This window comes from Maribacter aquimaris (genome assembly GCF_014596745.1).
GTDB lineage: Bacteria > Bacteroidota > Bacteroidia > Flavobacteriales > Flavobacteriaceae > Maribacter_A > Maribacter_A aquimaris.
In genome coordinates this window covers 116,542-136,351 of sequence record NZ_JABTCF010000001.1, presented here as the reverse complement: position 1 = coordinate 136,351, position 19,810 = coordinate 116,542, and the positions used below count along the sequence as shown (strand labels likewise).

Annotated in this window: 17 protein-coding genes; 10 read left to right on the top strand and 7 right to left on the bottom strand. The window is 40.0% G+C overall.

The annotated features are described in order from the left end of the window. Positions 1 to 4: 4 nt before the first annotated feature. Complete coding sequence (locus tag HPE56_RS00605) at positions 5 to 1,789, bottom strand: ATP-binding protein (RefSeq protein WP_188241839.1); 1,785 nt, start codon at positions 1,787 to 1,789, stop codon at positions 5 to 7. 192 nt (positions 1,790 to 1,981) lie between these two features. Here HPE56_RS00605 and HPE56_RS00600 point away from each other — a divergent pair, with 192 nt between their 5' ends. The 4 genes from HPE56_RS00600 to HPE56_RS00585 all read left to right on the top strand — a co-directional run bounded on the left by HPE56_RS00600 (position 1,982) and on the right by HPE56_RS00585 (position 7,895). After that, a complete protein-coding gene (locus tag HPE56_RS00600) occupies positions 1,982 to 3,274 on the top strand; it encodes a dipeptidase (RefSeq protein WP_188241838.1) in 1,293 nt (430 codons plus the stop codon). Between the two features lie 211 nt (positions 3,275 to 3,485). Further along, the gene (locus tag HPE56_RS00595; RefSeq protein WP_188241837.1) at positions 3,486 to 4,253 is read left to right on the top strand and encodes an outer membrane lipoprotein-sorting protein; all 768 of its coding nucleotides are present in this window, start codon (positions 3,486 to 3,488) and stop codon (positions 4,251 to 4,253) included. 67 nt (positions 4,254 to 4,320) lie between these two features. Then, a complete protein-coding gene (locus tag HPE56_RS00590; RefSeq protein WP_188241836.1) occupies positions 4,321 to 7,350 on the top strand; it encodes a WD40/YVTN/BNR-like repeat-containing protein in 3,030 nt (1,009 codons plus the stop codon). A gap of 134 nt (positions 7,351 to 7,484) precedes the next feature. Further along, a complete protein-coding gene (locus HPE56_RS00585; protein ID WP_188241835.1) occupies positions 7,485 to 7,895 on the top strand; it encodes a glyoxalase in 411 nt (136 codons plus the stop codon). On the opposite strand, the gene HPE56_RS00580 is transcribed toward HPE56_RS00585, so the two are convergent. Continuing rightward, entirely contained in the window at positions 7,884 to 8,564 is a 681-nt protein-coding gene (locus HPE56_RS00580) for a DUF2461 domain-containing protein (RefSeq protein WP_188241834.1), read from the bottom strand. The two genes, HPE56_RS00585 and HPE56_RS00580, sit on opposite strands and share 12 nt — an antisense overlap. 95 nt (positions 8,565 to 8,659) lie before the next feature. Here HPE56_RS00580 and epsC point away from each other — a divergent pair, with 95 nt between their 5' ends. Together epsC and cysM are read left to right on the top strand one after the other, a co-directional pair. Continuing rightward, on the top strand, positions 8,660 to 9,451 hold the full coding sequence (gene epsC, locus HPE56_RS00575; protein ID WP_188241833.1) for a serine O-acetyltransferase EpsC: 792 nt from the start codon (positions 8,660 to 8,662) through the stop codon (positions 9,449 to 9,451). Further along, a complete protein-coding gene (gene cysM / locus HPE56_RS00570; protein ID WP_188241832.1) occupies positions 9,444 to 10,328 on the top strand; it encodes a cysteine synthase CysM in 885 nt (294 codons plus the stop codon). The genes epsC and cysM overlap by 8 nt, the downstream gene beginning before the upstream one ends. A 16-nt stretch (positions 10,329 to 10,344) precedes the next feature. Here cysM and corA read toward each other — a convergent pair whose 3' ends face one another. Beyond that, positions 10,345 to 11,424 carry a magnesium/cobalt transporter CorA gene (corA, locus tag HPE56_RS00565; protein ID WP_188241831.1) on the bottom strand — a complete coding sequence of 360 codons (1,080 nt, stop codon included), beginning with the start codon at positions 11,422 to 11,424 and terminating at the stop codon, positions 10,345 to 10,347. A gap of 47 nt (positions 11,425 to 11,471) precedes the next feature. Then, entirely contained in the window at positions 11,472 to 12,257 is a 786-nt protein-coding gene (gene truA / locus HPE56_RS00560; RefSeq protein ID WP_188241830.1) for a tRNA pseudouridine(38-40) synthase TruA, read from the bottom strand. A gap of 89 nt (positions 12,258 to 12,346) precedes the next feature. Between truA and HPE56_RS00555 the strand changes: the two genes are divergently transcribed. Together HPE56_RS00555 and HPE56_RS00550 are read left to right on the top strand one after the other, a co-directional pair. Next, complete coding sequence (locus tag HPE56_RS00555; protein WP_188241829.1) at positions 12,347 to 12,787, top strand: hypothetical protein; 441 nt, start codon at positions 12,347 to 12,349, stop codon at positions 12,785 to 12,787. Between the two features lie 170 nt (positions 12,788 to 12,957). Then, a complete protein-coding gene (locus tag HPE56_RS00550; protein ID WP_188241828.1) occupies positions 12,958 to 13,440 on the top strand; it encodes a hypothetical protein in 483 nt (160 codons plus the stop codon). 71 nt (positions 13,441 to 13,511) lie between these two features. On the opposite strand, the gene HPE56_RS00545 is transcribed toward HPE56_RS00550, so the two are convergent. Then, a complete protein-coding gene (locus HPE56_RS00545; protein ID WP_188241827.1) occupies positions 13,512 to 14,396 on the bottom strand; it encodes an anti-sigma factor in 885 nt (294 codons plus the stop codon). 316 nt (positions 14,397 to 14,712) lie between these two features. Here HPE56_RS00545 and HPE56_RS00540 point away from each other — a divergent pair, with 316 nt between their 5' ends. Beyond that, complete coding sequence (locus HPE56_RS00540; RefSeq protein ID WP_188241826.1) at positions 14,713 to 15,411, top strand: response regulator transcription factor; 699 nt, start codon at positions 14,713 to 14,715, stop codon at positions 15,409 to 15,411. Beyond that, a complete protein-coding gene (locus tag HPE56_RS00535) occupies positions 15,408 to 16,898 on the top strand; it encodes a sensor histidine kinase (RefSeq protein WP_188241825.1) in 1,491 nt (496 codons plus the stop codon). The genes HPE56_RS00540 and HPE56_RS00535 overlap by 4 nt, the downstream gene beginning before the upstream one ends. Positions 16,899 to 16,967: 69 nt before the next feature. On the opposite strand, the gene HPE56_RS00530 is transcribed toward HPE56_RS00535, so the two are convergent. After that, on the bottom strand, positions 16,968 to 18,437 hold the full coding sequence (locus HPE56_RS00530) for an AAA family ATPase (protein WP_188241824.1): 1,470 nt from the start codon (positions 18,435 to 18,437) through the stop codon (positions 16,968 to 16,970). A gap of 47 nt (positions 18,438 to 18,484) precedes the next feature. Beyond that, on the bottom strand, positions 18,485 to 19,633 hold the full coding sequence (locus HPE56_RS00525) for a vWA domain-containing protein (protein ID WP_188241823.1): 1,149 nt from the start codon (positions 19,631 to 19,633) through the stop codon (positions 18,485 to 18,487). Positions 19,634 to 19,810: the final 177 nt, after the last annotated feature.

Below are 19,810 nucleotides of genomic sequence, written 5' to 3'. Positions count from 1 at the left end.
TATCCTATTTTCCAAGTTTCGCCATTTCCAAATCAATGGTTTGTAAGACCAATTCATGTTCCTTGATAAAGGATAGTTGCAATTCCCGCATCTCCTTAATATTCTTGGCAGAGGGAGTTTGTACGATGGTTTGTAATCTTTCAAGAATGATCATCAGCGAGTTTGCATGTAACAAGGTTACCCCAGGCTTTATTTTAAGAACTGCGCAGGATAGATTTTCCCAATCGGCGTTTTTCATATGTACACAATAAGCACCTATGAACTCAAGTATATTCTGTTTGAATATGCGAACCATTTCACTTAAAAAGCCGTAATCACCCATGCATTCTTCGAGCATGGTATCTAGACGGGCGTTTGGCAGTTTAACTTGCGCGGTTGTATCCTTGGGTTTTGATTCCAGTGTTGTTTTGGAATCTTTGGCTTTATTACCGTGGGTTATTAATTTCAGTAAAAGTTCTTGGGAATTAAAGGGTTTAAGTATAAAATCATTTAACCCAATCGCCTCTCCATTTTTTCTTTCACTTAGGGTAAAATCGGCACTGACGGCTATTACGGGGATTTGGTTGACGTTTTTATTGGCATTGGCCCTTATTCTCTTGGTGATTTCATAACCATCCATAGCAGGCATCCTTAAATCCATCAAGATCACATCCACCTTGTTTTCGGCAATGTATTCAAGTCCTTGCGGTCCATTATCCGTGATATATACTTTGCAGCCCCATTTTAATAGTCGTAATTCGATCAATCGTTGATTCATTTTATTGTCTTCGAAAACGACAATACGCATACCTTTTACCTGCTTTATGGCATTGGATACCATAACGGTATCTGTATATTTTTTATCAATATTACTTTCAATTCCTTTTTCATAAGGTATTTCAAAATCAAATGTTGTTCCCTTTCCAAGTTTACTCGAGACTTCGATTTGTCCACCTAATAGTTCTATGATCTGTTTTACGATGGTCAATCCCAAACCACTTCCACCATATTTTAAAAAGGTGTCGTTGGTTGCTTGTGTAAAGGAATCGAAAATGTGACCTAATTGCTCCTTGGCTATGCCAATACCGGTATCCGATACGCTAAAGGCCAGGACCAATTTGTCATTTCTAAGTCTTTTTTGGGTTATGGCGAGTTTTATCTCTCCCTTTTCAACGAATTTTATCGAATTGCCTAGTAGGTTGAGTAATACTTGGGACAGTTTACTCGGATCGCCTTTTAGTATTTTTGGAATTCCAGGTTCAACGGCTACGCTAAAGGATACGTTCGGCTTTGTTATCAACGTATTACAGAGATATTCTATATTTTGGATAACATTTGGAAAATTAAAGTCCCTTTGTTCAATAGCCTCCAAACCTTGTGATAATTTGGAATATTCAAGCAGCTCGTTCACGATTCCCATGAGTGTATCAGAGGCATTTTGGATAGCTTCCACCTTTTGCAGTTGGTTTTCAGACAGTTTCCCTTCCTTTAGCAAATCACTGAAACCGATAATACCGTTTAATGGTGTTCTCATATCATGACTTACCGTCGCAATGAGTTTCGAGGCACTTATACTGTTTTTTGGTTTTGAAACTTTATTTTTCATCAGCACCCTTTCCTCATTGGATTCGAAGTCTCCCATATTCCGGTTTTCGGAAGGATTGTACAACTTATCCTCCAAACTGGTTTTGAAAGACTCAAATTTCTTCTTTAAGTCCGAACCTTCATTGACACTTAGTTCTTCATAGGAGAAATCCTTCAATAACGATTCCAAATTGGATAAATGTGATAGTATTTTAGTAGCTTTCAAGGAGCATCGGATTTGGGTTCATATAATTCTACAAAAAAAGGTCTCTAATTGATTTATCGGTGATCAAGGAATTGTGATTCCCTTATCTAGACTTTAAAATTGTCCATTATTGGTCAGCTAGCCAATTTATTGTTCCCGAAGTAGCCTATTATGTTGTCAAATTGCTTTATTTGTAGGTATAAAACCCATCCTATGAAACAACTTGTTTATCTAAGCAGTCTTTTAATGTTACTCTCTTGTGGGAATAACCCAAAAAAAACGGGTGTTGATAGTGAAGATGCAATCAAGGAAATCCATGATAAAGTCATTACGATAGATACCCATAACGATATCAATGTCAATGATTTCACCAAAGCAATCAATTACTCGCAAAGACTTGATACACAAGTTAATATACCAAAGATGGAGGAAGGTGGCTTGGATGTGTCCTGGCTTATTGTTTATACAGGTCAAGATTCATTGAACGCAGAAGGTTATGCTAAGGCAAAGGCAAACGCAATGGCCAAATTTGATGCCATTCACAGGTTATGCGAGGAAATTGCCCCGGATAAAATCGAGTTGGCGTACACTTCAGATGATGTACGCAGTATTGTGGCCTCTGGAAAGAAAGTGGCCATGATCGGTGTTGAAAATGCATACCCTATAGGTGAAGATCTTTCTGAATTTGAAAACTATTATAATATGGGGGCCAGATATATATCCTTATCCCATAATGGCCATAGCCAATTTTGCGACTCGAACACTGGGGAGGCCGATGGTGTATGGCTTCACAATGGTTTAAGCGAATTAGGTAGGAAAGCGGTTAAGGAAATGAACCGATTGGGCATTATGATCGACGTTTCACACCCGTCAAAGGAATCGATGATCCAAATGATCCAATTGTCCAAAGCACCCATTATCGCTTCCCACTCATCGGCTAGGGCCCTTTGCGACCACAGTCGTAATTTGGATGATGAGCAGCTCTTGATGATGAAAGAAAATGGAGGTGTGGTACAAACCGTTGCTTTTAGATCTTACCTGAATACGGAAAAGAACGATAAACGCACCTCTTATATGAAGAATATATATGCGCAAGTTGCAGATTCATTGGGGGTAGCTTGGTATGAAAGGTCCCAAATAAAGGATTTGACCGAAATCCAGAGAAAGGAGTTTTTTGGCAATTACAGGAGGGTGATGGATATTGGAATGGAAATGGCCAAAACCAAAATCGATGTTCCGGAAGATGTGAGTGTGGTCGATTTTGTGGATCATATCGATTATATGGTAGATTTAATAGGGATTGACCATGTAGGTATCAGTTCCGATTTTGATGGTGGCGGTGGAATCGAAGGATGGTCAGATGCCTCGGAGACGATGAATGTAACCGCAGAACTGGTAAAAAGGGGGTATTCCGAGGAAGCGATAGCAAAACTATGGGGTGGTAATTTACTAAGGGTACTCGATCAAGTTCAGGAAGTTGCGGTTGCGTTGAATAAAGAACAATAATTTAAATTTCACCTTTATATAAGGTAGGCTGGGTAACATTTTTACCCAAAAGGCAAAGGAAGACTTCGCGCACATTAATTAGCTGTATTTGTTAATTGACACTAGTGGATTATTAGGACAATTCTTGTTAATTTATGTGATAAGAATAAATATAATGTAACATTCCCTTTATATTTGATACTAATCAAACAATAAATTAAAAACGCTAACAATGAAAACACTAAAACTATGTATTGCAATATTCGCCATTACTTGTATTGCTCCCTTAAGCGCACAAACCGCCGATGAGATCCTTGATAATTATTTTGAAAATATCGGTGGATTGGAAAAGCTTAAAAGTGTAGAGGGTATCAAGATGGTTGCAAAAGTCAATCAACAGGGAATGGAAATTCCTTTGGAAATCCTACAATTTAGCGATGGTAAACAAATGACCATTATCAACTTCCAAGGAAAAGAGATAAAGCAGGGTGTTTTTGATGGGGAAACTTTATGGAGCCACAATTTTATGACCATGAAGCCAGAAAAAAGTGATGCAGAGGCTACTGCCAATTTTAAATTGAACTCCAATGACTTCCCTGATTCGTTTATAGATTATAAGGAAAAAGGGTATACCGTGGAATTATTGGGCAATGAAACCATAGAAGGTACGGAGACCTATAAAATAAAATTGACCAAGGAACCTATAACAGTAGATGGTAAAAAGGAAGAAGATGTATCATTTTATTATTTTGATACGGAGAACTTTGTACCTATTGCCGTGCAATCCGAAGTAAAATCAGGTCAGGCCAAAGGAATGGTACAAGAAGTGACCTTTAGCGATTATCAGGAAGTCGATGGACTGTATTTTCCTTTTTCAATGACCCAAGGGGTAAAAGGTCAGCCCGGTAGTCCCTTAACCATAGAATCCATTGTCTTGAATCCCACAGTGGAAGAGTCCTCCTTCGTATTTCCAGAGGTGATGGCAGTAGAGGAAAAATAATAAATAATAAACACAACATTAAAAAGCCCTTTATTTAAGGGCTTTTTTTATCTAAAACCATCCTTAAATGAAACAATTGTTATCCCTAGTAGCCCTTTGGGGCCTGGTCGGACTGTATTCAGTAAATGCACAAGACATAAATAACGACGGTAAAGCCTTGTTCGGTGATATGACCGCTAGGCATATTGGTCCGGCTCTTATGAGCGGACGAATAAACGATATGGAAGTGCATCCGACCAATAGTAGGATAATTTATGCAGGGACCGCAGGGGGTGGTGTATGGAAATCCAACGATGCGGGTTCTACCTTCAACCCTATTTTCGATGACTATTGCCAATCAATAGGGGCGGTTGCCTTAGACCCCAATGACCCGGATAATACCATTTATGTAGGGACAGGGGAAACGTGGACCCGAAATAGTGTTTCCTTTGGTGATGGACTGTATAAGTCGATAGATGGAGGGGCCAATTGGAAAAAACTTGGATTCGACAAATCTGAACGTATCGCCAATATCATTGTCAATCCCAAAAATCCGAACGAAGTTTATGTTGCCGTTTTGGGAGCACTTTGGGGCGATAGTGAAGAAAGGGGTGTCTATAAATCATTGGATGCCGGGGAAACTTGGAAAAAATTGTTATACGTAAATCCTAAAACCGGTTGTGCCGATTTGATCATGGACCCCATTGACCCCAATGTTCTCTATGCCTCGATGTGGGAATTTAGACGTACGGGTTGGAGTTTCGAGTCCGGGGGTGATACTAGTGCTTTATACAAATCAACTGATGGTGGTGCGACTTGGAACAAAATACACAACGGTTTTCCTTCCGGAAAATTAGGAAGATTGGGGATTGCCGTGGCTCCTTCGAACCCCAAAGTACTATATACCGTAATCGAGGCGGAAAAAGATGAACGTAAAGGTTTATATCGCAGTGATGATGCTGGAAATTCATGGAAACAATTGAACAATGATTTTGGTATTACGGTTAGACCTTTTTATTTTTCAAGGATTGTCGTTGACCCCCGGGATGAAAATGTGATTGTTAAGGGTGGCCTTAGTGGTTCTATTTCCAGGGACGGAGGAAAAACATTCAAGAACCTTGGGAATATGCATAGTGATATCCATGATATCGCTTTTAGTATTAAGGATTCCGATATTATGTATGTCGGTACCGATGGTGGTGTTTATCGTTCTTGGGATGGTGGTACCAATATGGAAATTGTGGAAAACCTTCCGCTATCACAATTTTACCACATAAGTGTAGATAATGAAACCCCATATAATGTATATGGAGGCCTACAGGATAACGGTTCTTGGTATGGCCCCTCCTCCTCCCCTGGCGGCGTAGAGGCCCGGGATTGGAATTCTGTGGGATATGGTGATGGCTTCCGGGTCTTAAAACATCCATCCAAAAACATTATCTATTCCGAAATGCAGGGTGCAGCGAACGTTTGGCGTATTGATGTGGATAGAAATCTTACAAAAACCATTCAGCCCCTACCCTCCAAAGGTATTGCCAAACTGCGATTCAACTGGAATGCCCCCATGGCTATCAGTGCCCATCAACCTGATCGCTTTTACATGGGGAGTCAATTCCTGCACAAATCGGAAGATATGGGGGATACATGGAAAATCATCTCACCCGATTTAACCACGAATGACCCTGCCAAGCAGGCACAGGAGGATTCAGGAGGATTGTCCAAGGATAATTCCGGGGCAGAAAACCATACCACCATCTTTACAATAGCGGAATCACCTCTTGATGGGGATGTGATTTGGGTAGGTACAGACGATGGCAATGTTCAGGTAACCCAAGATGGAGGGAAATCATGGACAAATACCGTTGTGAATATTACCGGTCTTCCTAAAAACACATGGACATACCATATAGAAGCCAGTGTCTTCAATAAAGGAACGGCCTATGCAGTTTTTGAGGGGCATACCCAAAATGACATGCGTCCTTACACCTATAAAACGACCGACTTTGGTAAATCCTGGAAGAGTATCATCACAGATGATGTGGTTGGTATTGTCCGCAATATCCAAGAAGATTATGTAAATCCCGATTTATTGTTCCTAGGGACAGAATTTGGGCTGTATATCACCATAGATGGTGGAAAAAATTGGAAAAAATTCACCAATAACATGCCATCGGTAGCCGTTCATTATATTGAATTGCAGAAGCAGACCAATGACTTGGTTATGGGTACCCACGGTAGGGGCGTCATCATTATTGACGATATTTCCCCACTTAGGGATCTCGACGAAGAAGTATTGAACAAGAACGTACATTTCTTTGCCAGCAAGCCTACCGTTATCAACGAAGAAAGTAGTTTTTCGGGTAATTTTGGAATAGAAACACAATTCGTGGGGCGCAACAAAACCAAAGATGCCCAAATCAAGTATTTCCTAAAGAAAAGGCATACGTTTGGCAAAATGAATATGGAGATCCAGGATATGGAAGGTAATACCGTTATTGAGTTGGGTCCAGGTAAATCGAAGGGAATCAATATTGTAAACTGGAACGGAAAAATCAAACAACCCAAAATTGCCAAGGGAAAGACATTTTCTTTCGGTGGATTTACGTCCCCATCCGTCCCTGCGGGTACATACAAAGCGGTTATGACCAAAGGAAAGGAAACCTTTGAACATACTTTTGAATTGATCTATGATACGAATTCCCCATTAACGGCCGAAGAAAGGGAATTTAAGAACAAGACCACCATGAAAATGTATGACATGACCCAGGAATTGGCCTATCTGGTATATGAATTGGATGAAATGATAACCAAATCAGAGCTCGATAAGAATTCCAAAATGGCCGGTAAATTAATTGACCTCAAAGAAACTTTGGTCATTACCACGGGTGATAATTATGTGGGTTCCGCCGAACCGCAATTGCGCGAAAAAATGGCCGATCTCTATAGTAAATTAGCCGATAACTATGATAAGCCAACATCATCCGAGGTGGAAAACCTAAGTATGATCGCTGAAAAATTTGAAACGGCAAAATCGGATTTCATAAAATTGAAGAAAAAGTTCAAAACCAAGGAACCCCTTGCTTTAATGACGTTTGACGAATTCTTGGAGCACAATTAGCAGAACGTACCATATCAAAAAGGTCATTGGTAAACAACCAATGACCTTTTTTTGTTTATAACCCCGTTAAAAACTAAAACAATAGGAGTGCGAAGGAGCTATTGAAACAGGTATCTTTATTAAAACTTCGGAACATGAGTGACAGGTCCCATAATCTTTTGCGAATACGTCCACAAATCTTATCGGCCAAAGTGGATCCATCAATGAGTACTGATGAACAATTCCAGAACCGAACCATGCGTCCTATAATTAAACTGCAGAACGATCTTATACTGGCTGTTTTTCAAAACTATATCATCAAACACAAAAACAGGTACCATGAACTAAGTTTGGAGAATAAGTTGCTCTATATCGAAAATTCCATCCATAAGGATATTAAATTCCGGAATTCCCTAAAAGGGATGATCATTGGTCAATTTACGGTTGAAGAATATGAAGGTTACATAAAAAATTCCTCGGCCTTGAACAAACGCATGATGCATATGGTCATCGAACGTATCAAAAGCCAAATGCAGGTTTTCGAGATCCCGACCTTAGTCCAATAAAGATTCCCCGTTGAGATTGGTCGTTAAAATATCACTCATTAAGTCAAAATAAGGACGGATACGCTTAAATGATTCATCCACCGTATTGACAAAATCCTTTGAAAGTACTTCCTTATCCGTGAATTTTCGGATAAAAATGAATTGTTTCTTTCTGATCAGGGCTATATCCGGATGTTCCTTATCGAATCCTTTTGGGGCCGTTTTCAACTCCTCACCTACTAGATTTCCCCAGATTTTTTTAAATTTTGGATCATAAATAATGGACTTGAATTCCTCGGCATCCAATTCCAATTCTTTTCGAATACGCAATAAGTCCTCCTTCTCGGGGTTCCAGAATCCTGTGGCAATTAAACTTTCCCCAGGAGCTATATGTACATAATATCCACCTCGTAATCTTGCCCCTGCCCTAGCGTATGAACCAGCCAAATGTGTTTTATACGGCGTTTTGTTCTTTGAAAAACGGACATCCCTATAAATACGGAACATTTTCATCTTTTCAATATCATCATGCTGTTTCATTTTTTCCATAAGAATACCAAAAACATCCTTTACGCTGGACTGCAATTCTTTAAACCTGTCTTTGTTTTCGGTAAACCATTCCCTCGCGTTGTTTTGTTCCAACTCCTTTAAGAATAAAAACACTTCTTTAGTAATTACTGCGTTTTGCATACGACTTATCTGAGGTTATTTTAAGCTAAAGTTAACCAAATGGAACAAACTCCTTTTAAAATAATGATTAATTTAGATTTCGAAATCAACACCGAATGGACCAGCAATCAGTAATCGATAAAATAAAACAGCACAAAAAACAACCCAATCTAAGGTTTGCCTTAAAGGAAAAGGTTGAATTGTTCACCAATAAACTGTTTTATACCCTTTTTGATATAGATACCCCTGTCGAAGGGAATTTAAAAATCTTGAAAACCGATTTTGAGGAATTGGCCAAATTGGCTTGTTGGGAATGCGAGAACCCATGTAGTAAGATATGGCAAGGGTATTTGGAATCCTTACCCAATGTGCTTGAAAGCCTGAACCTGGATGCAGAGGCCATTGTTGATTGCGACCCTGCCTCCATGTCGATAGAGGAGGTTTATATGGCATATCCGGGGTTTTATGCCATCGCTATTTACAGATTGGCCCATGAGTTATATCAATTGGGTTTTCCGTTGGTCCCAAGGTTGATGACCGAATATGCCCATAGTAAAACAGGTGTTGATATCAATCCGGGTGCCCACATTGGAAAATCATTCTTTATTGATCACGCTACAGGGGTTGTCATAGGCGAATCGGCCATAATAATGAACAATGTAAAGGTTTATCAAGGGGTTACCCTTGGGGCTTTGTATGTTGCCAAGGATTTAAAGAAAACAAAAAGACACCCGACCATTGAGGATAACGTCACTATTTATGCCAATGCTACCATACTGGGTGGCGAAACAGTTATAGGGGCCAACAGTGTCATTGGAGGTAATGCTTGGGTAACATCTTCGGTACCCCCAAATTCAACGGTCTTGAACACACCGATAATCAAAATCAAAACAGCAACAAATGTCTAAGAGTATACTCGACACCATTGGAAATACCCCTCTTATTGCATCACAGGTCCTGAATACAAATCCCAATGTAAAACTGCTTTTTAAAATGGAGGGTCACAACCCTGGAGGTAGTGTTAAGGATAGGGCAGCTTATAATATGATAAATGCTGGTTTGGAAAAGGGTACCATCACCAAGGATTCCAAGCTTATTGAGGCTACAAGTGGTAATACGGGTATTGCCTTGGCTTTGATAGCGGGTATTTACGGACTCAATATTGAATTGGTCATGCCAGAGAACTCTACCAAGGAGCGGGTGCAGACCATGCGTGCCTATGGTGCCAAGGTTACACTTACCCCTTCAGATATAGGGATTGAAGGCGCTAGGGATTATGCGGAGGCCAAGGTAAGGAATGAGGGCTATATTATGTTGAACCAATTCTCCAATGAGGACAATTGGAAAGCCCATTATAAAACGACTGGACCGGAAATATGGAATGATACGGAAGGGGAAATCACCCATTTTGTGTCATCGATGGGAACCACAGGAACAATTATGGGTACCTCTACGTATTTAAAGGAACAGAATGAAAACATACAGATTGTCGGCGTACAGCCTACCGATGGTTCGAGTATTCCGGGCATACGAAAATGGCCCGAAGCCTACCTCCCCAAAATATTCGATGCAAGTAAAGTTGATCAGGTCATAGAGATTAGTGCCGAAGAAGCTAGGGAAATGGCTAGAAAACTGGCAAAAGAAGAAGGTATTTTTGCAGGGATGAGCAGTGGCGGCGCTACAATGGCGGCGTTAAAATTAGCGGCCACCCTGGATAAAGGAACCATTGTATCTATCATTTGTGATCGGGGAGACCGGTATCTTTCCTCCGATTTGTTCGATTAATGGGAAAGTATCCGAGTTATAACCAATTTTTCTTTTTGAAAAAGAATACCATCCCGATAAATACGACAATCATTATGCCCCAAATGAGGAAATAACCATATTTCCAATGTAGTTCTGGCATATGTGAAAAGTTCATTCCATAGATACCGGCAATAAAAGTCAATGGAATAAAGATAGAGGACATAATCGTGAGGACCTTCATGACCTCATTCATCTTGTTGCTCATATTGCTCATGTACATTTCCATTAAACTCATGGCCATTTCACGATAAATCTGCAAGCTCTCGTTAATTTCAAAGGAATGATCAAGGGCATCCCTTAGGAAAAATTTGGTATCCTTACTGATCAGCGGATTTTCAGAATCGATCAATCGACCTACAAGTTCTTTTACCGGGAAAATCCATTGGCGTATTTTAAGGACTTCCTTTTTTAACTGTTGTATGTTACGGGCTACCTCAGGGGTGGGATTTTCATAGAGCTCATCTTCCAAGGTTTCAATCTTGTGACTAATATGTTCCAAAACGACAAAGTAATTATCTATGATGGAATCCAACAGCGCAAAAAACAAATAATCGGAGTCTTTGGTTCTGATCCGTCCCGATTTAGCACTTATTCTATCCCTGACCCCATTAAAAACATCATAATCAAGTTCTTGAAAGACCAATACACAATTTTGCATGAGCACCATGGCTACATGTTCCCCGATCAATTCATTATTGTCATTGATGTAGACCATTCTGAATGTCCCAAAAATATAATCCTCGTATTCGTCGATTTTCGGACGCTGTTGGGTATTTACGATGTCTTCAAGAATCAATGAATTTAAACCAAAGTGGAAACCTACCTTTTCAATAAAAGACTCATCACTTAAACCTACGATATTGACCCATGAGGTTGTAGGGGTATCCTTATGGGCGACAATTTGCCCAACATCCCCGGGATAATGGATTTTATGAAGACTATCGGTATACTCAATAATCGTGACCTTGGTCTCAACGGCTTCCCGATGCCCCATATAGGTTATCGTTCCAGGGGCTTTACCAACTTTTTTATGTCTTTTGAATTGTCTTTTTAAAACGTCCTTCTTTTTGGCCATGTAACGATATTTATATAAATATACTAAAAGTAATAGAGGTCTTTCCTTTATCTGAATTCTATGCTATGCAACATGAGTCCTGACCCAGGGGCGACACTTGTCAGTTTTAAGGAACCGGGGGAGGAAAGGGATTCCTCGATATCATTCATGGACAACTCCCCTTTTCCCAATTGGATCAAGGCTCCCATGATCATTCGTATCTGATATCTCATGAATCCTTTCCCTTTAATGTGGAGTGCATAGGATTTTTCAGGAAAAAAATTGGCCTTAAAAAGGGTATTTTCCCGAATTTCGCATACTTCTATGGTCCGTAATCGTTGTTTGTTTTTTTGGGCTTTCACCGTGTAGGAGGTGAAATCATGGGAACCCACAAAAAAGGATGTGGCCTTGACCATGGCCTGCAAATCCAAATTTTCAAGGATATTAGTGATAAACGGGGCACTGAAAGGGTGGTTCTTTGAACCGAAAGAAAAAAGATAAATGTATTCCTTGGTTTTAGGATCTTTAATGATGTTAAAGGATTCATCTACTTGCTTGATTCCTGTCACCCTAATATCGGAAGGTAAATTTTCATTGAAAAGCTCCAAGAAAACGGCATGGTCCTTAATAGGTACATCGTTTATGAAAAGCTCAAATGCGGCATCCAAGGCAGAGACCTTTGAGTCCGTTCGTCCGGCACCCAATATCTTGAACTGAACATTGGGCATAATAAACTTTAGGGTCTTGGTGATCATACCTTCGATGGTTTTTTGGCCGGGTTGTTTTTGCCAACCACTGAACCTAAAACCCAAATATTGGACATTGATCAAATAGTAAAACCGTTGCTGCCTCATTGGTGAATTATTTGCCCCAAAATTACAGTTTAATTATAACTGCCATAATTTTTGTATTTTAATTACGTAATCAACTAAACAAAAATAATATGGTAAGCCATGGTAAAGTAAAAGTACCTGTCTGGTACTGGATTGTAAGTATTGTGGCTCTGATATGGAATCTTATGGGGGCAATGGCCTATTTGGGCCAGGCCTTTATGACCGAGGAAATGAAAGCGGCCATGCCAATGGAACAGTTGGCCTTAATGGAAAATACGCCGGCATGGGCTACCGCAGCATTTGCTTTTGCTGTTTGGGGTGGGGTTTTGGGATGTATAGCCTTACTCATCCGTAAGAAATGGGCCAAAATGATATTGATGGTCTCACTTTTGGGTATTTTGACACAAATGGGATACTCCTATTTTATGACCAATGCCGTTGAAGTTTATGATACTGCCCAAGGGGTCGTTATGCCAATAGTCCTAATCGTTATTGGTGCCGGTCTGGTAGTATTCGCCAATTCGGCGCAGAAGAAACATTGGATCAATTGACCACAAAAACATAAGGGAAAGTGTGGCAAGGCAATTATTGGGTTTTGACCACACTATTTCTATTCTTGACAACATAAAATGTCGTTTATCGATTATTTTGAATTTTAGCTATAGCTTTTCGTTTTATTTGTAGCAAAGGGGGTCCCCAATACCCCAGAAACCAATTAAACATGAAATTAATAACGCGATTGTTGTCGTGGAAAAGTTGTCTCATACTTTCAGTAAGTGTCTTACTTTTATTGAACATATTTAGTTTTTATGGACTCTATACCAATAAATTCTATTTCTTTAAATTCGATAACTATATCTTCCCTTTATTGACCCTAGTACATTTTGCATACCTCTATGCGATATGGTTTAAAATCAAGGAAGAAGAGATCACCGATCCCCAAATGCGCAATTTGGAGTTTACACTCTATGTGATCTTAGTGATATATAGTTACAAGCTTTTTGAAACCATTTCCATTTTATTGAGTTATAGCGATTTTGAAAGTCATGTGATACCCGCAACTTTTATTCCAATAGGGGTATTCATCACTTTTTTATATGTAATGTTATTAGTATTGACCTTGGTTACGTTTAAACATCGGAAAGATAAAATAGGAGCCTATGATTTCAATAGGATCAATGATGAAATTGATTCTTGGGATTAAAGGGATTGATAGTTATAAAAAAAAGCTCCTTGATCAATTTCAAGGAGCTTTTTTTAGGTGTTATAAATAGCTTATCGCATTGCGGTGCCGGAAGGGAAACTCCCATTCACGTTACTACTTATTTCCTGAACGCCCATTGCATCGGCAGGTATCATTCCCGCTAAAGGTTTTAAAGTAAAGGGTGCAAGACTATTGTCAGGATAAGGTTCAATGCTGATTACGGCAACCTTGCCCCTAATATCTGTAGGGAACATTAGACCTTCTGGAGCATTGACCAAGAAATCCTCACCAGGAAATGGAGGCCCAGGGTTTGTGCCACTGAACATACTTGCTTCATCGCTACCTGAAACGGAAGTGAATGTACCTGTGGTGACAGGAATACCGTCGATAACCACCCAACCTTCATACTTCCATCCAGGTTCAAGGGCGGGTAATTCCAATCCGTTTTCAGCACTACCAGAACTGTTGTCCAAAAACCAGATTCCGCTATACTTTTCTTCTTCAGTACCCATGCCGGTAGGTGTTGCGATGATGAATTTACCTGAAATGGCATCAAAGGTGGGAGCCACTGTCCCTGTGGTTAAAGCGGCGGAATTCCCATTAAAATCGCCTACGAATATTTTTGTATCTGCCGGGGAAGTGGAAGGGTCTGGATTGGGCTCAATGGATAAAACGAACTTTGTGGCACTTTCCAACGTAACAGCATCAATATCAAAGGATGTCTGGGAAAGTTCCCCATTCGCATTTACCGAAAAGGTACCTGTACTCACTGGTGCGCCATCTACAATTACCCAACCCTCGTAGCGGAAATCCGCACCCAAATCCTCCAACCCGTCAATTGCCAAGGTCAGTGCAGTGTTCTGTGGTTCCTCAACGTCGTCGTCGTTTACATTACAGGATGATACCAGTACAACTGACATCACCATAAATACGTACTTAAAATTTAATTTGTCCATTTTTTTCATGTTTAATAGTTAAGGGACAAACTAACGGGGATAGTATAACAGAAGGGTCACAAAAGGATAAACTTTTGATACGGACTTATTACAAACCAATAACAACCGTTTGATCTATCATTTAAGATAGCCCCCAATTCGTTTTATGAAATATGAATGGTATATTGTAAGGACACTTCCAAATATTCAACTACTAGTAGGTTAAGTACTTGTTGGTCACATTTTTTTTGAAGGACAGTCAACAGGTATTATCCCAAAGTTTAATCCTGCTGTGATAATTCTGTGATAACTTTTGATTTTATTCGTAATTACAAATATGAAAAATATTCTAATAATAGAGGATGATCCCGAGATAATCAAACTATTGGAGATCCATCTTACCGACCTGATTTACACCACATCCAAGGCGATGGATGGGGAAGAGGGACTCCATATGGCCTTGGAAAACGATTATGACCTGATTCTCCTGGATTTGACCTTACCCACTATGGATGGCGTTGAAATCTGCAAAAAGCTTCGGGCTGTAAAGAATACACCCATTATAATGCTTACCGCAAAATCCGAAGAAATCGATAGGGTTCTTGGTTTGGAGATAGGTGCTGATGACTATATGACCAAACCTTTTAGTATTCGAGAGCTACTTGCCCGGATCAAGGCCGTTTTACGTAGGACCGAGATAAAGGTGGAAAAGAAGGAAAACACGTTAGCCATAAACGCCGAGAATTTGACAATCAATATTGAGAAAAGAAAAGTCCTTTTGGATAGTCAGAAAATAGAGCTTAGTCCAAAGGAATTTGAGTTGTTGGTATTGATGGCATCCAATCCCGGCCGAAATTATACGCGCTCTGAATTGTTGAATATGATATGGGGTTACAATTTTGAAGGGTATGAACATACGGTAAATTCCCATATCAATCGTTTACGGGCTAAAATTGAGTCCGATATGGCAAACCCCAATTTTATATTGACCACCTGGGGCGTTGGGTATAAATTTAATGAAGACGTTATAGAATGAGCACGGATAAAACCTTAACACCGCGACTGGTAAAAAAATTATGGCTCGCTTTTATAATATTGATCGTGGTCATAGGGGCTTCGTACATATTTATCACAGGATATTTTGACAATAAGCATAGTGAGGCGACCATACAAAAGATAAATGCCAGTTTAGCCAATCATCTTATAGAGGAAAAATTTCAGGATGCGTCCCCCTTTTTGGTTGATGGTAGTGTGAACAAAGCGTTGTTCGGTGATCTAATGCACGATATGATGGCCGTTAACCGCAGCATTGAAGTGTATCTAACCGACAAAAGTGGGCATATTTTATATTCCGTTGTTTTGGACCATAGTGCGGATTCTGATGTAAAAAGTGTATCGACAGCCCCTATAAAGCAATTTATTGCGGCCAAGGGGGAGAAATATATTTTGGGGGATAACCCAAGAAATCCTGAAGAAAAGAAAATATTTTCCGCAGCACCTTATAATATTGAGGGTAAGGAAGGGTATATCTACATTATTCTGGCTGGGCAAGAGTTACAACAGGTAAGTGATACCTTGATCGGACGCTATTATTCCAATTTGGGTATAGGAGCTTCCCTCCTAGCCATACTCTTTGCTGGTATCGTTGGTTTTATAAGTATATGGTTTCTTACGAAAAACCTAAGGCTTATGACCGGCACGGTAAGAAGGTTTCAGGAAGGTGATCTTGAAGCTAGGATCGAGAACCCCAAAAACTCGGATATTGAGGTATTTGCCAACACCTTCAACGAAATGGCGGATACCATTGTGGGTAACCTTGATAAAATGAAATCCGTAGATCAATTACGAAGGGAGCTCATTGCCAATGTTTCCCATGACCTTAGAACTCCCTTGGCCATTCTTAAAGGTTATATTGAAACCATGCAAATGAAAAAGGATTCCCTAACCGACACGGAAAAGCAGGAATACCTACAAATCACTTATGACAATGCGGATAAGTTATCCAAATTGATCAATCAATTGTTTGAATACTCAAAACTTGAGGCAGAACAGATAACCCCGGTAAAGGAGCCATTTTCCATTACGGAATTATCGCATGACCTTATTGCAAAATTCAATGTATTGGCCCAACAGAAAGAAATAGACCTTCATCTGAATAACGCCCAAGAGAATTGTATGGTTTTTGCGGATATAGGCCTTGTTGAGCGTGCCTTGCAGAATCTTTTGGAAAACGCCCTAAAATATACTCCGCCAAAGGGAGTGGTAGTACTTTCCATAAAACAGAATAATGACCAGGTTGAGATTAACATTAGGGATACGGGGACAGGCATTCCTTTAAGTGAACAGCCCTTTATTTTCGACCGCTATAAGCAGGTTGATAGTAGCATTAAAAAACAGGGACACGGTTTAGGATTGGCCATCGTGAAAAAAATCATGGATTTACACGATACAACCATCACCGTACTTAGCAAACCTAAGGAAGGAAGTTCTTTTATCTTTAAATTACCGGCCTATCACGTTTAGATGGGAAATAGATGATTATGAAAATAAAAAACCTTCCATATTTTGGAAGGTTTTTATGTTTCTAAGCTATTAGAGTCCACTGAAATAGCTTCCATAAAGATCTTTGAATTGGAAACCTTCCGAGAATCGATGCTTGCTCAATTTCTTATGGGCGACCAATCCCCAAAGTAATAGCTCTTTTAAAAAATAACTATCCTCTTTTGGGATTTCAGGATTGTTTTCCTTGATCAATTGACCCAGCGGAGGCACGTCATCAAGAGCCCGCTTGTATTCAGTATCGGTATATTCATCCAAAAGTTCAAATCCTTCCCCTTGGAAAAACCAACTTACAAGTTCGTCATAGGGTCCTTCCTCATCTTTGCGTTCCAATTTTTTAATCTCTGGAAAATAGGTTGTGAATAGCGATTTTACCGCTTCATCGATTAGAATGGCAGCAACGGTATCCGCACCTTCCTGTTCCCCTTCATACACCAATTCAATCTTACCGGTAATGGCCGGTATAATTCCCATAAAGTCGCTCAGCCTTACGGTTGTTTTTTCGGCTCCGGTTATCAAAGCCCTCCGTTCTGCGGTACTTAATAGATTTTCAAATGCCGTGATACTGGTTCGGGCACTAACCCCACTTTTGGCATCAACATATTCACTGTTTCGTGCCTCAAAACTGATTTGCTCCAAGAGGTCTTTTGCGATTTCCGGAACATATACGGTATCTATCTGTCTTTGGTCCAAATTGGATTCCTGGGCCGTTATTTTTCGTGCTGTTGGAATGTCTTCGGGATAATGCGTCAGAATCTGGGATCCTATCCTATCCTTGAGTGGTGTCACAATACTTCCGCGATTGGTATAGTCCTCTGGATTCGCAGTGAAGACAAATTGAAGGTCAAGGGGTAATCGTAATTTAAAGCCCCTAATCTGAATATCACCCTCCTCCAATATATTGAACAATGAAACTTGGATTCTGGATTGGAGATCGGGCAACTCATTGATTACGAATATACAACGATTGGCCCTCGGTATCATTCCAAAATGGATAACGCGATCGTCGGCATAGGACAGTTTAAGATTTGCGGCCTTAATGGGATCCACATCCCCAATTAAATCAGCCACGGTAACATCCGGGGTGGCTAATTTTTCATAAAACCGTTCACTCCTGTGAAGCCATGTTATCGGTGTATTGTCTCCTTGCTCTTTTATCAATTCCATTGCGTAACGTGAAATGGGATTGAAAGGGTCGTCATTGATTTCAGAACCTTCAACGAAAGGAATCCACTCGTCGAGGAGATCCACCATCAATCGGGCCAACCTGGTTTTGGCCTGGCCCCGTAATCCCAATAAATTGATATTATGACGCGATAGTATAGCTCGTTCCAATTCGGGTATCACGGAATTCTCATAGCCCCAAACCCCTTGAAAGGATTCCTCCCCTTTTTTTATTTTCTCCCGTAGATTGTCACGAAGTTCATCCTTGATGCTTTTTGTTTTATAGCCGGCTTTTTTTAGCTCCCCAAGTGTTGTTATTTGTTCCTTTTTCAAGTTCATATGCTTTTTTGTGATTCCTGTTACCACAGGAATGGTAAATTAGTATTTTAACCTTTTAATCTTTTTCTTCTGTTTGCCTCATAATCCTCAAAGATCATTTCTCCCAGACCGGTCAACCCCGTAAAGAAGGCCTTGCCTTTATTGGCTTCGGTAAAATGTCTTATAAATTGCTTAAGATAAGGGTCTTGGGCAATCATAAAGGTAGTTATGGGTATATGCAGTTTTCGGGCATGACTGGCCATATTATAGCATTTCTCCACAATATGATCATCGAGACCTACGCTGTTTTTATAATACGTACCATCGGGTAGCCTCAGGCAACTGGGTTTACCATCAGTAATCATGAAAATCTGTTTGTTGGTATTTCGCTTTCGCCTCAGTATGTCCATCGCCAATTGTAACCCTGCTACGGTATTGGTATGGTATGGACCTACTTTTAAATACGGGAGTTCCTTTATGGATATGGGCCAAGCATCATTTCCAAAAACCAGTATATCCAATGTGTCTTTGGGATATCTCGTGGTAATCAATTCGGCCAATGCCATCGCTACCTTTTTCGCAGGGGTAATTCGGTCTTCACCATAGAGAATCATACTATGGCTAATGTCGATCATTAAAACCGTACTCATTTGGGCCTTGAAGTGGGTATCTTCAACAACCAAATCATCTTCAGTCAATGAGAAGTCACCAACGCCATTATTGATTTGCGCATTTTTAAGACTTTCGGTCATTGAAATATGCTCTAATCCGTCTCCATATCTATATTCCCTAAAGTCACCCGTATGCTCGTCGCCCTGTCCTGCTTTGTTCGTTCTATGGTTACCGGAACCTTTGCGTTTTAATTTTCCGAAAATTTGATCTAAGGCATGTTGCCTGATAATACGTTCCATTTTGGCGGTAATCGCTAGATTTCCCGGGGTTCCTTCCTCGCCTTCCCCATCGCCACCACCATCCTCGAATTCTTCCCTTAAGAATCCTTTAGCCTTTAGGTCCTCGATAAAATCATCAATGGTATAGTTCTCATCGGTAAGCCCATATTCCTTATCCAATTCCCGTAACCAATCCAATGCCTCATCCACATCACCGGAAGTATGTGTAATCAACTCTTGAAAAATCTCGAAGAGTTTATCAAAAGGGGATTGCTCAGGAGCATCGTAGGTAGTAAAACGAAATCCTTTTCTCAAATTCATAGCCATATCATAAAATTAAGGTATTAAATATGAAGCTAAATCGTTTTTAGAAAAACTTAACGTAGGTAACTATTTTGGAAGGGTCTCTTCGAGGTAGGTTAAGAAGGAATATGAATAAGGGTAAGTATCTTAAAATATAAGTTATTTCCTACAATATCAACTTGATTATAACGTTCAACTAAA

Bases quoted from the DNA above. Each gene is read 5' to 3' on its own strand.
- HPE56_RS00600 (WP_188241838.1), top strand. From the start codon at position 1,982: ATGAAACAACTTGTTTATCTAAGCAGTCTTTTAATGTTACTCTCTTGT.
- HPE56_RS00595 (WP_188241837.1), top strand. From the start codon at position 3,486: ATGAAAACACTAAAACTATGTATTGCAATATTCGCCATTACTTGTATT.
- HPE56_RS00590 (WP_188241836.1), top strand. From the start codon at position 4,321: ATGAAACAATTGTTATCCCTAGTAGCCCTTTGGGGCCTGGTCGGACTG.
- HPE56_RS00585 (WP_188241835.1), top strand. From the start codon at position 7,485: ATGAGTGACAGGTCCCATAATCTTTTGCGAATACGTCCACAAATCTTA.
- HPE56_RS00580 (WP_188241834.1), bottom strand. From the start codon at position 8,564: ATGCAAAACGCAGTAATTACTAAAGAAGTGTTTTTATTCTTAAAGGAG.
- epsC (WP_188241833.1), top strand. From the start codon at position 8,660: ATGGACCAGCAATCAGTAATCGATAAAATAAAACAGCACAAAAAACAA.
- cysM (WP_188241832.1), top strand. From the start codon at position 9,444: ATGTCTAAGAGTATACTCGACACCATTGGAAATACCCCTCTTATTGCA.
- corA (WP_188241831.1), bottom strand. From the start codon at position 11,424: ATGGCCAAAAAGAAGGACGTTTTAAAAAGACAATTCAAAAGACATAAA.
- truA (WP_188241830.1), bottom strand. From the start codon at position 12,257: ATGAGGCAGCAACGGTTTTACTATTTGATCAATGTCCAATATTTGGGT.
- HPE56_RS00555 (WP_188241829.1), top strand. From the start codon at position 12,347: ATGGTAAGCCATGGTAAAGTAAAAGTACCTGTCTGGTACTGGATTGTA.
- HPE56_RS00550 (WP_188241828.1), top strand. From the start codon at position 12,958: ATGAAATTAATAACGCGATTGTTGTCGTGGAAAAGTTGTCTCATACTT.
- HPE56_RS00545 (WP_188241827.1), bottom strand. From the start codon at position 14,396: ATGGACAAATTAAATTTTAAGTACGTATTTATGGTGATGTCAGTTGTA.
- HPE56_RS00540 (WP_188241826.1), top strand. From the start codon at position 14,713: ATGAAAAATATTCTAATAATAGAGGATGATCCCGAGATAATCAAACTA.
- HPE56_RS00535 (WP_188241825.1), top strand. From the start codon at position 15,408: ATGAGCACGGATAAAACCTTAACACCGCGACTGGTAAAAAAATTATGG.
- HPE56_RS00530 (WP_188241824.1), bottom strand. From the start codon at position 18,437: ATGAACTTGAAAAAGGAACAAATAACAACACTTGGGGAGCTAAAAAAA.
- HPE56_RS00525 (WP_188241823.1), bottom strand. From the start codon at position 19,633: ATGGCTATGAATTTGAGAAAAGGATTTCGTTTTACTACCTACGATGCT.